Source organism: Pantoea cypripedii (assembly GCF_002095535.1).
GTDB lineage: Bacteria > Pseudomonadota > Gammaproteobacteria > Enterobacterales > Enterobacteriaceae > Pantoea > Pantoea cypripedii.
Map to the genome: position 1 here is coordinate 1,058,744 of NZ_MLJI01000001.1, position 15,019 is coordinate 1,073,762.

13 protein-coding genes are annotated in these 15,019 nt (G+C 52.7%); 10 read left to right on the top strand and 3 right to left on the bottom strand.

The window, feature by feature from the left end; all coding sequences use genetic code 11:
- Window positions 1-58 precede the first annotated feature (58 nt).
- The 9 genes from bolA (at window position 59) to HA50_RS04785 (ending at window position 10,442) form a co-directional block, all read left to right on the top strand.
- Window positions 59-373 carry a transcriptional regulator BolA gene (gene bolA, locus HA50_RS04745; protein ID WP_084873155.1) on the top strand — a complete coding sequence of 105 codons (315 nt, stop codon included), beginning with the start codon at window positions 59-61 and terminating at the stop codon, window positions 371-373.
- 302 nt (window positions 374-675) lie between these two features.
- Window positions 676-1,980, top strand: a complete 1,305-nt coding sequence (tig, locus tag HA50_RS04750) for a trigger factor (protein WP_084873158.1) — start codon at window positions 676-678, stop codon at window positions 1,978-1,980.
- A 337-nt stretch (window positions 1,981-2,317) separates the two neighbouring features.
- A complete protein-coding gene (gene clpP, locus HA50_RS04755) occupies window positions 2,318-2,941 on the top strand; it encodes an ATP-dependent Clp endopeptidase proteolytic subunit ClpP (RefSeq protein ID WP_084873160.1) in 624 nt (207 codons plus the stop codon).
- A gap of 129 nt (window positions 2,942-3,070) precedes the next feature.
- The gene (clpX, locus tag HA50_RS04760; protein ID WP_084873162.1) at window positions 3,071-4,342 is read left to right on the top strand and encodes an ATP-dependent protease ATP-binding subunit ClpX; all 1,272 of its coding nucleotides are present in this window, start codon (window positions 3,071-3,073) and stop codon (window positions 4,340-4,342) included.
- A gap of 189 nt (window positions 4,343-4,531) precedes the next feature.
- Window positions 4,532-6,886: an endopeptidase La gene (gene lon / locus HA50_RS04765; RefSeq protein WP_084873164.1), complete on the top strand. Its 2,355-nt coding sequence runs from the start codon at window positions 4,532-4,534 to the stop codon at window positions 6,884-6,886.
- A 213-nt stretch (window positions 6,887-7,099) separates the two neighbouring features.
- Window positions 7,100-7,372: a nucleoid-associated protein HU-beta gene (hupB, locus tag HA50_RS04770; RefSeq protein ID WP_014606441.1), complete on the top strand. Its 273-nt coding sequence runs from the start codon at window positions 7,100-7,102 to the stop codon at window positions 7,370-7,372.
- A 237-nt stretch (window positions 7,373-7,609) separates the two neighbouring features.
- The gene (gene ppiD, locus HA50_RS04775) at window positions 7,610-9,478 is read left to right on the top strand and encodes a peptidylprolyl isomerase (protein WP_084878337.1); all 1,869 of its coding nucleotides are present in this window, start codon (window positions 7,610-7,612) and stop codon (window positions 9,476-9,478) included.
- Between the two features lie 139 nt (window positions 9,479-9,617).
- On the top strand, window positions 9,618-9,941 hold the full coding sequence (locus HA50_RS04780) for a helix-hairpin-helix domain-containing protein (protein ID WP_084873166.1): 324 nt from the start codon (window positions 9,618-9,620) through the stop codon (window positions 9,939-9,941).
- A gap of 102 nt (window positions 9,942-10,043) precedes the next feature.
- Window positions 10,044-10,442: an acyl-CoA thioesterase gene (locus HA50_RS04785; protein WP_084873168.1), complete on the top strand. Its 399-nt coding sequence runs from the start codon at window positions 10,044-10,046 to the stop codon at window positions 10,440-10,442.
- 44 nt (window positions 10,443-10,486) lie between these two features.
- Here HA50_RS04785 and queC read toward each other — a convergent pair whose 3' ends face one another.
- Window positions 10,487-11,182: a 7-cyano-7-deazaguanine synthase QueC gene (gene queC / locus HA50_RS04790; protein WP_084873170.1), complete on the bottom strand. Its 696-nt coding sequence runs from the start codon at window positions 11,180-11,182 to the stop codon at window positions 10,487-10,489.
- Window positions 11,183-11,208: 26 nt separating this feature from the next.
- Window positions 11,209-12,936, bottom strand: coding sequence for an SgrR family transcriptional regulator (locus HA50_RS04795; RefSeq protein ID WP_084873171.1), 1,728 nt, complete (start codon window positions 12,934-12,936; stop codon window positions 11,209-11,211).
- 93 nt (window positions 12,937-13,029) lie between these two features.
- On the opposite strand from HA50_RS04795, the gene cof reads away from it, so the two are divergent.
- The gene (cof, locus tag HA50_RS04800; RefSeq protein WP_084873173.1) at window positions 13,030-13,854 is read left to right on the top strand and encodes an HMP-PP phosphatase; all 825 of its coding nucleotides are present in this window, start codon (window positions 13,030-13,032) and stop codon (window positions 13,852-13,854) included.
- Between the two features lie 34 nt (window positions 13,855-13,888).
- Here cof and HA50_RS04805 read toward each other — a convergent pair whose 3' ends face one another.
- Window positions 13,889-14,923 (bottom strand): PLP-dependent cysteine synthase family protein, encoded by a 1,035-nt coding sequence (locus HA50_RS04805; protein WP_084873175.1) that lies wholly within the window; start codon window positions 14,921-14,923, stop codon window positions 13,889-13,891.
- Window positions 14,924-15,019: the final 96 nt, after the last annotated feature.

The following is a 15,019-nucleotide window of genomic DNA, read 5'->3' on the forward strand; positions in this document are numbered from 1 at the left end:
AAACCTACTAATATTTAAACAGATGAGGCACAGCGCTCGCCGTAGAGGAGTGTTAACAATGATTCGCGAAGAAATAGAAGAAAAGCTGCGTAAGGCATTCGACCCTGCACACCTCGAAGTGCATGATGAAAGCTACCGTCATAACGTGCCTGCTGGTTCTGAAAGTCACTTTAAGGTGGTAATCGTCAGTGATTGCTTTACCGGCCAGCGTTTTTTAGCCCGCCATCGCTCCATTTACAGTGAGCTAACGGCGGAGTTTGCAGGAGGCGTACATGCGCTGGCACTGCATACTTATACACAAAAAGAGTGGGATGGCTTACAGGACACGGTGCTGGCTTCCCCTAATTGTCGTGGTGCTGGTACGCTCGCCTGATTTTTCTGACTTAATCTATATAAAACGGCCTGCGGGCCGTTTTCTCTTCCTTATTTACTCCTAAACGCGATCTGCGGCGCAAAAAAGCAGCAAAACCGTTTAAAAGTGGTGACTTTGCAGCCTCGACTCGCCCCGGTGATGCCGCTATAATGCGGCGTCTATTTTTCCGGAATGTCTTCGGGAGCTTCTGACAACAGGGAACAGGTTCTGTCAGCAGATGCCCTCCCGCTAGTTGGATACGGCGCATTTCATATGTGTGGTGTCTGAAGTTGACCGAGCACGTGATTTTTTGAGGTAGCAAGATGACAGTTTCAGTAGAAACCACTCAGGGTCTGGGCCGTCGCATTACGATTACTGTTGCAGCTGACAGCATCGAAAGCGCAGTGAAGAAAGAACTGGTGGATGTGGCGAAGAAAGTCCGTATCGATGGTTTCCGTAAAGGCAAAGTGCCGATGCAGATCGTAGCTCAGCGCTACGGTGCATCTGTTCGCCAGGACGTGCTGGGCGATCTGATGCAGCGCAACTTTGTTGACGCCATCATTAAAGAAAAAATTAATCCGGCTGGTGCACCGAACTACGTTCCAGGTGAATACAAGCTGGGTGAAGACTTCACCTTTACGGTTGAATTCGAAGTCTATCCGGAAGTTGAGCTGAAAGGCCTCGACACCATCGAAGTTGAAAAGCCGGTTGTTGAAGTGACCGACGCTGACGTCGATACCATGCTGGAAACCCTGCGTAAGCAGCAGGCAACCTGGAAAGAGAGCGATGCAGCCGCTGGTGCTGAAGATCGCGCGACCATCGACTTCACCGGTTCTGTTGACGGCGAAGAGTTCGAAGGTGGTAAAGCCTCTGACTTCGTTCTGGCCATGGGCCAGGGCCGCATGATCCCGGGCTTTGAAGAAGGCGTTGTGGGTCACAAAGCCGGTGAAACCTTCACCATCGACGTGAAATTCCCGGAAGATTACCACGCGGAAAACCTGAAAGGTAAAGACGCGAAGTTCGAAATCGTACTGAAGAAAGTTGAAGTACGCGAACTGCCGGAACTGACCGAAGAATTCATCCAGCGTTTCGGCGTGGAAGATGGTTCAGTGGCGGGTCTGCGTACTGAAGTACGTAAGAACATGGAGCGCGAGCTGAAAGGCGCAATCCGTAACCGCCTGAAGTCTCAGGCGATCGACGGCCTGGTTAACGCCAATGCTATCGACGTGCCAGCTGCCCTGATCGACAGCGAAATCGATGTTCTGCGTCGCCAGGCGGCTCAGCGTTTCGGTGGCAACGAGAAGCAAGCGCTGGAACTGCCGCGTGAGCTGTTCGAAGAGCAGGCGAAACGCCGCGTTGTTGTTGGTCTGCTGCTGGGCGAAGTGATTCGCACCAATGAGTTGCAGGCTGATGAAACCCGCGTTAAAGCGCTGATCGAAGAGATGGCTTCTGCGTACGAAGATCCGCAGGAAGTGATCGAGTTCTACAGCAAGAACAACGAGCTGATGAACAACATGCGCAACGTTGCGCTGGAAGAACAAGCAGTGGAAGCGGTGCTGGAAAAAGCAAAAGTTACCGACAAAGCGACTAACTTCCAGGAACTGATGAACCAGACTGCTTCAGCCTGATTCGTTAGTTAACACGAAGTGCGAAGCCCGCGACCAAAAAGTCGCGGGCTTTTTATTTTTTTCGCTAAAAACCCTGGATTTGTCTTCTATTTGATTAATTAATCGGCAAATTATTCGCTAAGCTCTTTTTCCGTGTTAGCGATTGGGGAAAAGGTTGTTATGCTTGAAATAACTGGGCAGCATCCCCAGATACAGGGAGAATGCATGAAGACAGTGAAACTGACTGATTAACCGTCCTGTTGGTGTCGGAGTGAGGAGGCAGCGCATGGTTTTCGTCGCACGCCTCACGTAAAATCGGTACAGAATGTTGCCAACGAAATTTATCCAGGAGACGGTAATGTCATACAGTGGCGATCGTGAATTTACTGCACCGCAGATGGCGCTGGTGCCAATGGTGGTCGAACAAACCTCGCGCGGCGAGCGTTCTTACGACATCTATTCCCGCCTGCTCAAAGAGCGTGTGATCTTCCTGACCGGCCAGGTTGAAGATCATATGGCTAACCTGATCGTGGCGCAGATGCTGTTTCTGGAAGCGGAGAATCCTGAGAAGGATATCTACCTCTACATTAACTCACCGGGTGGTGTGATTACCGCCGGTATGTCAATTTATGACACAATGAAATTCATCAAGCCTGACGTGAGCACCATTTGTATGGGCCAGGCTTGTTCGATGGGTGCGTTCCTGCTGACCGCAGGCACGAAAGGCAAACGCTTCTGCCTGCCTAACTCGCGTGTCATGATTCACCAGCCGCTGGGTGGTTATCAGGGTCAGGCCACGGATATTGAAATCCATGCGCGTGAGATTCTGAAAGTTAAGCAGCGTATGAATGAGCTGATGGCTGAGCATACCGGTAAATCGCTGGAGCAGATCGAGCGCGACACTGAGCGCGATCGTTTCCTCTCTGCCAGTGAAGCGGTAGAGTATGGCCTGGTCGACTCCATTTTGACGCATCGCCAATAAGACACATCTGCCCGGCTCCTGCGCTATAGTTAACAGGACGAAGGGCAGGTGGGTTGAATGAATATCGGCCGTAAATGCACGGCCAGTGCCGTACGCCAGTATGGCCTGAGAACGAAAAGAGGTTAGCTGATGACAGATAAGCGCAAAGACGGTTCAGGTAAGTTGCTGTACTGCTCTTTTTGCGGCAAAAGCCAGCATGAAGTGCGTAAGCTGATTGCCGGGCCGTCAGTGTATATCTGCGACGAATGTGTCGATTTATGTAACGACATCATTCGCGAAGAGATTAAAGAGGTTGCCCCGCATCGCGAGCGCAGTGCACTGCCGACGCCGCATGAAATCCGCCATCATCTCGATGATTATGTCATCGGTCAGGAAAAGGCGAAAAAGGTGCTGGCTGTGGCGGTGTACAACCACTACAAACGTTTGCGCAATGGCGACACCAGCAATGGTATCGAACTGGGCAAAAGTAACATTCTGCTGATCGGTCCAACCGGTAGCGGGAAAACCCTGTTGGCGGAAACGCTGGCACGTTTGCTGGATGTGCCGTTTACCATGGCCGATGCGACCACGCTGACTGAAGCGGGTTACGTGGGCGAAGATGTGGAAAACATCATCCAGAAACTGCTGCAGAAATGTGATTACGATGTGCAGAAAGCCCAGCGCGGCATTGTCTACATCGACGAAATCGACAAGATTTCACGCAAATCTGACAACCCGTCAATCACCCGTGACGTATCGGGTGAAGGCGTGCAGCAGGCGTTGCTGAAACTGATCGAAGGCACCGTGGCTGCGGTACCGCCGCAGGGTGGTCGTAAGCACCCGCAGCAGGAATTTTTGCAGGTTGATACCTCGAAGATCCTGTTTATCTGTGGTGGTGCATTCGCCGGTCTCGATAAAGTGATTTCCCAGCGCGTAGAAACCGGTTCAGGTATTGGTTTCGGTGCGACGGTGAAAGGTAAGTCACAGAAAGCGAGCGAAGGTGAACTGCTGTCACAGGTGGAGCCAGAGGATCTGATTAAGTTCGGTCTGATTCCTGAGTTCATTGGTCGTCTGCCGGTGGTTGCGACGCTGAATGAGCTGAGTGAAGAAGCGCTGATTCAGATTCTGCGTGAGCCGAAAAATGCGCTGACCAAACAGTACCAGGCGTTGTTTAACCTGGAAGGTGTGGAGCTGGAGTTCCGTGATGAAGCGCTGACAGCGATTGCTAAGAAAGCGATGTCACGTAAAACCGGCGCGCGTGGTCTGCGTTCAATCGTGGAAGGTGCGTTACTCGAAACCATGTACGATCTGCCTTCAATGGACGACGTGGAGAAAGTAGTGATTGATGAGTCGGTTATCGATGGTCAATCAGAGCCGATGTTGATTTATGGTAAGCATGAAGCGCAGGCTTCTGGCGAATAAATAAACAATTAAACCACGTTGTTATCTTAAAAAGGGGAAAATCTTTCCCCTTTTGTTTTTCTCACGCCTGTGACATTGAATGTCGGATAAGCATCCCCATATACTCAATATCCTGTGGGTTTAACTGCAAATTGACTGTGTTCAGGCGGTTCCCATCACCTGGCGGACATTAAACTAAGAGAGAGCTCTATGAATCCTGAGCGTTCTGAACGCATTGAAATCCCCGTGTTGCCGTTGCGCGACGTGGTGGTTTATCCGCACATGGTAATTCCGTTGTTTGTTGGTCGGGAAAAATCGATTCGGTGCCTCGAAGCCGCGATGGATCATGATAAAAAGATCATGCTGGTTGCACAGAAAGAGGCTTCAACGGATGAACCTGGTATTAACGATCTCTTCTCTGTAGGGACCGTCGCTTCGGTATTGCAGATGCTGAAGCTGCCGGACGGCACGGTCAAAGTGCTGGTTGAAGGTTTACAGCGTGCCCACATCACCACGCTGGCAGACAACGGCGACCACTTTGTAGCCCAGGCTGAATATCTGATCTCGCCGGAAATTGAAGAGCGCGAGCAGGAAGTGCTGGTCCGTACCGCCATCAATCAATTTGAAGGCTACATCAAGCTCAACAAAAAAATTCCTCCTGAGGTCCTGACCTCACTGAACAGTATTGACGATGCAGCCCGTCTGGCTGACACCGTTGCGGCGCATATGCCGTTGAAACTGGCAGACAAACAATCCGTGCTGGAGATGTCCGACGTTAACGAGCGTCTGGAATATCTGATGGCAATGATGGAGTCTGAAATCGATCTGCTGCAGGTTGAGAAGCGTATTCGCAACCGTGTGAAAAAGCAGATGGAGAAAAGCCAGCGCGAGTATTACCTGAATGAGCAGATGAAAGCGATTCAGAAAGAATTGGGCGAGATGGACGATGCGCCTGATGAATATGAAGCGCTGAAACGCAAAATCGAAGCGGCAAAAATGCCAGACGAAGCGCGCGAAAAAGCTGAAGCTGAGCTGCAGAAGCTGAAAATGATGTCGCCGATGTCGGCTGAAGCGACCGTGGTACGTGGCTACATCGACTGGATGGTGCAGGTACCGTGGAATGCGCGCAGCAAAGTGAAGAAAGATCTGCGCAAAGCCCAGGAAACGCTGGATACCGATCACTACGGTCTGGAACGCGTGAAAGACCGTATCCTTGAGTATCTTGCGGTGCAAAGTCGCGTCAGCAAAATCAAAGGACCGATCCTGTGTCTGGTCGGACCGCCGGGGGTAGGTAAAACCTCGCTGGGTCAGTCTATCGCCAAAGCAACTGGCCGTAAGTATGTTCGTATGGCGCTGGGTGGTGTGCGTGATGAAGCGGAAATCCGCGGTCATCGTCGTACCTATATCGGTTCTATGCCGGGCAAACTGATCCAGAAAATGGCGAAAGTCGGGGTGAAAAACCCACTGTTCCTGCTGGATGAGATCGACAAAATGTCTTCGGACATGCGTGGCGATCCTGCTTCAGCACTGCTTGAGGTGCTGGATCCGGAGCAGAACATCGCCTTTAACGATCACTATCTGGAAGTGGATTACGATCTGTCAGACGTGATGTTCGTGGCGACCTCAAACTCAATGAACATTCCGGCGCCGCTGCTTGACCGTATGGAAGTGATTCGTCTTTCCGGTTATACCGAAGATGAAAAACTGAACATTGCGAAACAGCACCTGCTGCCGAAACAGATTGAGCGTAACGCGCTGAAAGAGAAAGAAATCAGCGTCGATGACAGCGCGATTATGGGCATCATCCGTTACTACACCCGTGAAGCGGGCGTGCGTAGCCTGGAACGTGAACTCTCCAAATTGTGCCGTAAAGCGGTGAAAGCGCTGCTGATGGACAAAGAGAAAAAGCACATCAGCATCAACGGTGACAACCTCAAAGATTTCCTTGGGGTACAACGCTTTGACTATGGCCGTGCCGACAGCGAAAACCGTGTAGGTCAGGTGACGGGTCTGGCGTGGACCGAAGTGGGTGGTGATCTGCTGACCATCGAAACCGCCTGTGTTCCGGGTAAAGGTAAACTGACCTATACCGGTTCACTGGGTGAAGTGATGCAGGAATCCATCCAGGCTGCTTTGACCGTGGTTCGCGCTCGTGCTGAGAAGCTGGGTATTAACGGCGATTTCTACGAGAAACGTGATATCCACGTTCATGTGCCGGAAGGTGCGACGCCGAAAGATGGTCCGAGCGCAGGTATCGCGATGTGTACTGCGCTGGTGTCCTGTCTGACTGGCAACCCGGTGCGTTCTGATGTGGCGATGACCGGTGAGATTACGCTGCGTGGTCAGGTACTGCCAATTGGTGGCTTGAAAGAGAAACTGCTGGCAGCACACCGTGGTGGCATCAAAACGGTGCTGATCCCGGATGAGAACAAACGCGATCTGGAAGAAATTCCACAGAACGTGATTGCCGATCTGACCATTCATCCGGTGAAACGCATTGAAGAGGTGCTGAACCTGGCACTGGAAAATGCGCCTTACGGGATGCTGGTTGCGACCGCAAAATAGTGATTAGCGGCAAAAACCGCTAAAAAGCGAGGCTGGCAGGCCAAATGGTGCTTGCCAGCCTTTTTTTGTGCCGCTAAGTTAGGGGGCTGCTGGATCAACGATTAAGATGAATACCGTTGTTTCGGCTCGTCAGGCTTGATATAACTGGCTGCGCGTTCGTACCCGGCGGGAAGCTCGGATACGATGTGAATAATAAAAGAGGGGATGAATAGAGTGAATAAGTCACAGTTGATCGACAAAATTGCTGCGGATGCGGATATTTCTAAAGCGGCAGCGGGACGTGTATTAGATGCATTCATGGGCTCCGTTTCTGATGCGCTGAAAGGCGGTGATGAAGTGGCACTGGTTGGTTTCGGTACTTTCTCTGTTCGTGAGCGCGCTGCTCGCACCGGCCGTAACCCGCAAACCGGTAAAGAAATCACCATTCCGGCTGGTAAAGTGCCGGGCTTCCGTGCTGGTAAGGCACTGAAAGACGCTGTCAATTAATGACTGTTGTCACATCCGTTGAAGCATTTTCTTCGATGGATTGAGGACGCAAAAGCCGTTCTCATGTAACATACGGGCACATCATTTTTGATGTGCCTTTTTTATTCTGATGCGCAGCAAAAAGCCTTTGGCTCTTGTCTCCGCAGGGTTGCCAGCTGCCAGCCTGAACTGCAGCTGCACGATGATGACATCGTGTCAGAGCTTTACATTCACACTACAGCGGAGTGTTGTCATACCATGATGGACAATTTACGTGCGGCGGGAAATCACGTCGTGCTCAAAATCATTCTGGGATTGATTATCCTGTCCTTTGTACTGACCGGGGTGGGCAACTACCTGATTGGCGGTAACAGTGATTATGCTGCCAAAGTGAACGGCCACGAAATCAGCCGGGCAGAGCTGGAGCAGGCTTATAACAATGAGCGCAATCGCCAGCAACAGATGCTGGGTGATCAATTCTCGCAGCTGGCCAGCAACGAAGGCTATATGCAGCAGATGCGTCAGCAGGCGCTTTCTCAGTTGATCGATCAGGCACTGCTTGATCAGTACATCAAAGATTTGCACATGGGTATCAGCGATGACCAGGTCAAGCAGGCGATTTTCAGCCAGCAGGCTTTCCAGACCAATGGTAAGTTCGACAACGTCAAATATAACGGCCTGATCACCAGCATGGGCTTCACCGCTGATCAATATGCCGAAGCTCTGCGTAAGCAGCTGGCGACACAGCAGCTGATCAATTCTGTGGCTAATACCGATTTCATGCTGAAAGGCGAAACCAGCAAACTGGTTGACCTGGTGGCACAGCAACGTGAAATTCGTCAGGCGACGATTGATGTCAATGCGCTGGCGGCAAAACAAACCGTTACTGACGATGAAATCAGCCAGTATTACCAGCAGCATCAGAACAGCTTTATGGCGCCTGAGCAGTTCCGCGTGAGCTACATCAAAATGGATGCTGCCAGCCTGCAGGAAACGGCCAGCGAAGCAGATATCCAGAGCTGGTTCGATCAGCATAAAGCCGATTACTCTCAGCCGCAGCGTAACCGTTACAGCGTGATTCAGACCAAAACTGAAGCCGATGCTAACGCCGTGTTGGATGCGCTGAAAAAAGGCGAAGATTTTGCGACGCTGGCGAAGAGTAAATCCATCGACCCGATCTCTGCACGTCAAGGTGGTGACATGGGCTGGCTGGAACCGAACACTACCCCGGATGAACTCAAAAACGCCAACCTGACGGAAAAAGGTCAGCTCTCTGGCGTCATCAAGTCATCTGTGGGCTTCCTGATTGCGCGTCTGGATGACATCCAGCCGGAGCAGGTAAAACCGCTGGCAGAAGTGCATGCTGCCGTTGCTGACAAAGTGAAGCAGGAAAAAGCGGTGGATGCCTTCTATAAAATGCAGCAGAAAGTCAGCGAAGCGGCCAGCAACGATAACGAATCCCTGGCCGGTGCTGCCGAGGCTTCCGGTCTGAAAGTGGTGGAAACTGACTGGTTTAGCCAGGACAGCGTACCGCAGGATCTGGATTTCGACGCGGTTAAACAGGCGATTTTCAACGGTGGTCTCGTGGGCCAGAACGGTGCGCCGGGCAATAACTCGGACATCATTTCAGTCGATGGCGATCGCGCATTTGTACTGCGTATCAGCGAACATAAACCTGAAGCAGTGAAACCGCTGGATCAGGTGAAAGCGCAAATCGCCGATACGCTGAAACATGATAAAGCCACGCAGCAGGCGAAAGAGCAGGCGAACAAGCTGTTGGCCGATCTCAACGCCGGTAAGCAGGATGTGTTGCAGGCCGCCGGTCTGACGCTCAGCGCCAGCAAATCGGTTGATCGCAATGCGCAGGATCCGGTCGCGCAGTCAGCCTTTAATCTGCCACAGCCAGCGGATAACAAACCGTCCTGGGGCGTGAGCGAAGATATGCAGGGCAACGTGGTACTGGTGGCGCTGGATAAAGTCAGCGCGGGTAGCATGCCGCAGCCGCAGATTGACCAGATGGTGAAAGGTGTGACGCAGAATAACGCGCAGATCGCCTTCGAAGCTCTGCTGGAAAACCTGCGTAAAGACGCCAAAATCAAGTACGGCGCAGCCGCACAAATGCAGTAAGCCTCGCAAAAAAATCAGAACTGCTGAAACAACCAAAGGCCGCTTATGCGGCCTTTTCCATTTCTGATTTTCCCCTTTTGAGCCTTTATCCACGCTGTGACACTCTGCATCTGCTGTTAAACACAAGGAGAGACACAGCATGGTCAAACACACTTTTCAGGTTTTATTCTTCTCGCTGGCCCTGGCTGGCACGGTCGCTACCTCCAGCCTGGCTGCGGCGGAAAGCCCCAGTGAAACTCAGGCCACACAGGTTTCGTCACCGGCAGAAGGGCAGATCAGCATCAATGAAGCAACGGCTGAGGAACTCGCCGCCGCCATGAATGGCATCGGCCTGAAGAAAGCCCAATCCATCGTCAGTTATCGGGAACAGTACGGTCCGTTTACCGCGATTGATCAATTAAAGGAGGTGCCAGGCATTGGCAGTGCGTTGGTTGAACGTAATAGCGCCCGGCTGAAATTGTGAGAAAGCTCGCGACTCATGAAGGATGAGGCAGACCTGCATTGACGCTGTGCTATGCTCAACAGGTCCAACCAGTTGTCATTCTCAGCCTAATCAGGAGCAACAATGCAGACCACAATCAAAGTGCGCGGCTACCATCTTGATGTCTATCAGCATGTTAATAATGCGCGTTACCTGGAGTTTCTGGAGGAAGCGCGCTGGCAGTGGCTGGAAGATGTCGATGCGTTTAACTGGCTGGTACAGCAGCAGCTCGCTTTTGTGGTGGTGAATATCAACATTAATTATCGCCGCCCGGCGGTGCTGGGCGACGTACTGACCATTGAGAGTGAGATTGCCCAACTGAACGGCAAGAGTGGTGTCATATCGCAACGTGTGTTGCTCGCCAGCGATGGTTCACCGGTTGCTGATGCGGCATTAACTTTTGTTTGTATTGATTTGCGCACGCAAAAAGCAGTGCCGATGGAAGGGGAATTGCGCGAACGTCTGGCGGCACTGATGGTATAACGGATGGAGCTGGCGTCAGCGACGCCAGCCGATTTCGGCGGTTATCAGGCCAGAGCGCTTTTCTGTTTCATCTGCGCCATAATCGCCGCAGTATTCGCCTGGTAATCCGCCAGACCACGCGCACGTAAATGGCAGGCGGCACATTCGCCACAACCATCGCCTTTTACGCCGTTATAGCAGGTTAGCGTTTCAGCACGCACCAGCGGCAGTTGCTGCCAGTAGTCGGCCAGCGCCCAGGTTTCGGCTTTGTTCAGCCACATCAGCGGTGTTTCGAAACGAATATTGCGCGCCATTCCCAGACTGACGGCGTTATTCAGGGCCTTAACAAACTCATCACGGCAGTCAGGATATCCGGAGAAGTCAGTTTCGCACACGCCGGTGATCACCGCTTCGGCTTCAACCTGATAGGCATAAATTGAGGCCAGCGTTAAAAACAGGATATTGCGACCCGGCACGAAGGTGCTTGGCAAGCCACTGGCTTCAGGATCATAAGCCGGGACCGGAATGTTATCGCGCGTCAGGCTGCTGACGGCTAATTCGTTCAGCAACGTCACATCCAGCACTTTGTGCGCCCGGGCACCGAGCTTGTGCGCCAGTTCGGCTGCCACCTCAATTTCTTCGCGATGGCGCTGACCATAATCAAAGGTGACGCAATGCACTTCATCATATTGTTGCAACGCCTGAATCAGGCAGGTGGTGGAATCTTGTCCGCCACTAAAAACTACAACGGCTCTTTTCATCTTTTCTTCCGTATAAAACTGAGCCGCTATGGTACTGGCTCAGGTGTGTGATGAACAGTATCGACTGCGGCTGGGGGTGGTATCCAGGCACGCGTGAAGTCGAACCAGCCCAGGCTGTTGAGTTGAATGCCTTCCACGCCGGGCGGGGCTGAAATCTGGTAGCGATAATTAAATAATGGCAGCAGATAACCGGCGCGCATCAGTTGCTCAAACAGCTGGTGGCTAAGAATAGCACGCTGCTCCGGATTCTGTTGTTGAGCGATCTCGCGCAAATGTTGACGTAAATGGATGTCACTTTGCGCACCCCTGAGCGGTTGCCATACCGGATCGTTCTCCAGCCAGCTGATCAGAGTAAACAACGGCGCATCGCCAATCAGACGATCACCCATCACTACGTCTGCATCAGCCAGCTCGCGTTCATCGCGCCAGCTTTTCACATCATGGAATATGCAGGTTAGCTGGCAACCATAGCTGGCCAGCAGGGGTTTCAGTGCTTCAGTCATCACATGAAGCTCAACCGGCAGATGATAATGCAGCGTCAGTGTGGCGGGCAGCGGCACATTTTCTTCTGCGGGTGGGGGAACCGGCCAGCCGGGCAGCAGCTCCTGGCTTGGCGTGATGAGCCCCTCATCCAGCGGCAACTGCTGAATCATGCCGCTACGCTGAATCAGGGAAATCAGGGTTTTGGCTTGTGCTGAACTGAGCCGGGATGAGATGCGCGGTGCCAGGTAGCAGAATCCCAGGCTGATGCTGCGATCGACCGGGCGCAGAGCATCCAGCTCGTCAGGATCACCAATAGCAATTTGCACCGGATGGCGACAACTGGTGCCAAGGGTGCGATCAAACAATTGCGGGGTGATCCAGTATTCAACGGCCTGGATCAGCGGCCGTTGCAGATGCCAGCGCGGGTGGCTTTCCAGTCGCACCAGTTCATCGGTGAAGTGCGCCAGTTTCCACGCACCGCTGCCGATGGTAGCAAGCTCCGGGTGTGGCAACAGGCAAAACTGATGCGCCAGTCGTTGTGGCAGCCAATAGTCACTGTGGCGCAGGCGGATACGCAGCGCCAGCGGGTGAGGGGCGGTGATGCTTTCAACTGAAGCCAGCAAGCGTAATCCTGGTGCGCTACGCAGAATCTTGTGTAACTGCGTGACCAGTTGCGTGGCATACAGTGGTTCATCGTTATGCCAGCTGAGCTGCGGCCGCAGCCAGAAAAACCAGTCGCAGCCGCTTTCATCATGCTGCCAGTGATGGGCTAAGTCGCCTTCAACATCATTGTCCCGAAAGCGCGTCAGCCCGGAAAATATCTGACGAGCGAGGTGTTGTTCGGCGCGCCCGGTCAGATGTAGCGGCAGCAGCGCTTCGAGGGATCGATAGTAAGGAATTCGCAGTACCGGGGCCTGATTGAGCCACTGTCCGCCCATCAATGGACGCAGCATCGTTAGCAAATGCTCCGGTTGCACATCCAGCACCTGCAATGCCTGCGTTGCTTCACCTGCCGCGAGCTGCTGCTGCAAAAGTTGCTGGCGTAGCTGATCCGGGGTGGTGAGAAAGGTCAGTGTTCCCTGTTTACCGCGCCCCGCAGTGCCCAGCCAGCGCAGCCAGCCAGCCTCCTGCCATTGGCGTAACAGGGTGCGGATATGGCGTTCACTGCAAAAACAGTGCTGCGCCATCGTCGCGACACTCAGATGCTGCGTTTCACCCTGGCTAAGTTGCCAGAGACGCTGAAATTGATTGACCCGATTAAGCTGGCGCATATCTAAACCCGGAACAGTTTTCTAAAAGTATTCACTATTAGTTCCGTAATTACCAGGCGATAGTAAAGGCCTCTAACCGACAGGAGAATTCGCATGGTCCGCCTCGCGGCATTTGATATGGATGGCACGCTGTTGCTGCCGACACATCGCTTAGGCAAAGAAACGCTCGCCAGTCTGCACGCCTTACACCATCGTGATGTCACGCTGACTTTTGCCACCGGACGTCATTTGCTGGATATGCAACCGGTGGTGAAGGAACTGATTACGCTGCCCGCATGGCTGATTACCGGCAATGGCACGCGCGTGCACGATCTGGATGGCAACCTGTTATTTGGCTGCGATTTGCCGCCAGCGATCGCCGAAGAGGTACTTCATCGCCACTGGCAAACCCCCGCGTCTATCCATGTATTTAATGATGAAGGCTGGTTTACCGACAAACCGTTACCCTTTGTACGCGAAGCGCATGTGATGAGTGGTTTTCAGTATCAGCTGCGTGACCTGAAGCAAATGTCGGCGCATGAAGTGACCAAAATCTGCTTTATTGCCCCGCATGAAACACTGCGTGCGCTGGAAATCGAACTGCGTGAAGCGCTGGGCGAACGTGCGAATATTTGTTTTTCTGCCTGGGATTGTCTGGAAGTACTGCCGCTGGGTTGCCACAAAGGCGCTGCGCTGACATGGCTGTGCCAGCACCTTTCACTGTCGTTAGCGGATTGTATGGCGTTTGGCGATGCCATGAACGATCGCGAAATGCTGGAGCAGGTAGGTAACGGCTTCATTATGGGCAACGCCATGCATCAATTGAAAGCGGTGTTGCCCCATTTACCGGTTATTGGCCATTGCGAGACACAGGCGGTGTCTCACTATTTAAATCACTGGATGACCACACCACACCTCGATTATTCCCCCGAATGCTGAGGTTTGCAGTGAACCGGACAGGATGTCCGGTTTTTTATTGCAGTTCACGCACCCACGGCGTGATATCACCAATGTGCTCCGCCACCCATTGCGCATCGTAATAAGTATCCGGATAACGCTCGCCACTGTCGCATAAAATGGTCACCAGTGACCCTTGCTCACCCTGTTCGCGCATGCGTTTCGCCACCTGCATCATGCCCCAGAAGTTAGTGCCGGTCGACGCACCCGGCCGACGCCCTAAAATCTGCTCCAGTTTCAGCATTGCTGCAATGGTTGCGGCGTCCGGCACTTTCATCATTTCATCAATGACATCCGGCATGAACGAGGGTTCAACGCGTGGGCGGCCAATGCCTTCAACCATGCTGCCACGTTCGCTGCGCAGCTGGTTATCACGGCTATGCCAGTAATCAAAAAAGACGGAATACTGTGGATCGACCACCAGCAGCCGGGTGTCAAAACCCTGATAGCGAATATAACGTCCCAGGGTGGCGGAAGTACCGCCGGTGCCAGCACTCATGATCAAGGTATGCGGCACCGGGAAAGGTTCATGCGCCATCTGGCGGAAAATACTTTCGGCAATATTGTTATTACCCCGCCAGTCCGTAGCGCGTTCGGCGTAGGTGAACTGGTCCATAAAATGGCCATTCAGTTCACGCGCCAGGCGTTCTGATTCGCTGTAAAGCTGGCAGGGATCGCTGACGAAGTGACATTCGCCGCCATAAAAGCGGATCTGCTCAATTTTACGTTTGGCGGTGCTGGCAGGCATCACGGCGATAAACGGCAGCCCCAGCAGACGGGCAAAATAGGCTTCCGATACCGCCGTGCTGCCGGAGGAGGCTTCAATAATTGGCGTTCCTTTGCGGATCCAGCCATTTGCCAGACCATACAGAAATAACGACCGTGCCAGACGGTGCTTCAGGCTGCCGCTGGGATGGGTGCTCTCATCTTTCAGATAGAAACGAATGCCGGGGAAATCATCCAGCGTAAAGCGAATCAGGTGTGTATCGGCAGAACGCTGAAAATCAGCGTTAATTTCGTTGATAGCGTGACGAATCCAGGGCGTTTGCATGCTGTGTTTCCGCAAAATTGAATGGCCACAGTTTAAGGCACTGGCAGGAAAAAGAGGTTGCTTTAATCCGGGTATAATGGCCCGATGAGAGAAAAT

What these genes read in the sequence shown, in the direction of transcription:
- HA50_RS04805 (WP_084873175.1), bottom strand. Translation starts at nt 14,923, where the DNA reads ATGCAAACGCCCTGGATTCGTCACGCTATCAACGAAATTAACGCTGAT.
- bolA (WP_084873155.1), top strand. Translation starts at nt 59, where the DNA reads ATGATTCGCGAAGAAATAGAAGAAAAGCTGCGTAAGGCATTCGACCCT.
- queC (WP_084873170.1), bottom strand. Translation starts at nt 11,182, where the DNA reads ATGAAAAGAGCCGTTGTAGTTTTTAGTGGCGGACAAGATTCCACCACC.
- HA50_RS04780 (WP_084873166.1), top strand. Translation starts at nt 9,618, where the DNA reads ATGGTCAAACACACTTTTCAGGTTTTATTCTTCTCGCTGGCCCTGGCT.
- clpP (WP_084873160.1), top strand. Translation starts at nt 2,318, where the DNA reads ATGTCATACAGTGGCGATCGTGAATTTACTGCACCGCAGATGGCGCTG.
- cof (WP_084873173.1), top strand. Translation starts at nt 13,030, where the DNA reads ATGGTCCGCCTCGCGGCATTTGATATGGATGGCACGCTGTTGCTGCCG.
- ppiD (WP_084878337.1), top strand. Translation starts at nt 7,610, where the DNA reads ATGATGGACAATTTACGTGCGGCGGGAAATCACGTCGTGCTCAAAATC.
- tig (WP_084873158.1), top strand. Translation starts at nt 676, where the DNA reads ATGACAGTTTCAGTAGAAACCACTCAGGGTCTGGGCCGTCGCATTACG.
- lon (WP_084873164.1), top strand. Translation starts at nt 4,532, where the DNA reads ATGAATCCTGAGCGTTCTGAACGCATTGAAATCCCCGTGTTGCCGTTG.
- clpX (WP_084873162.1), top strand. Translation starts at nt 3,071, where the DNA reads ATGACAGATAAGCGCAAAGACGGTTCAGGTAAGTTGCTGTACTGCTCT.
- HA50_RS04795 (WP_084873171.1), bottom strand. Translation starts at nt 12,936, where the DNA reads ATGCGCCAGCTTAATCGGGTCAATCAATTTCAGCGTCTCTGGCAACTT.
- HA50_RS04785 (WP_084873168.1), top strand. Translation starts at nt 10,044, where the DNA reads ATGCAGACCACAATCAAAGTGCGCGGCTACCATCTTGATGTCTATCAG.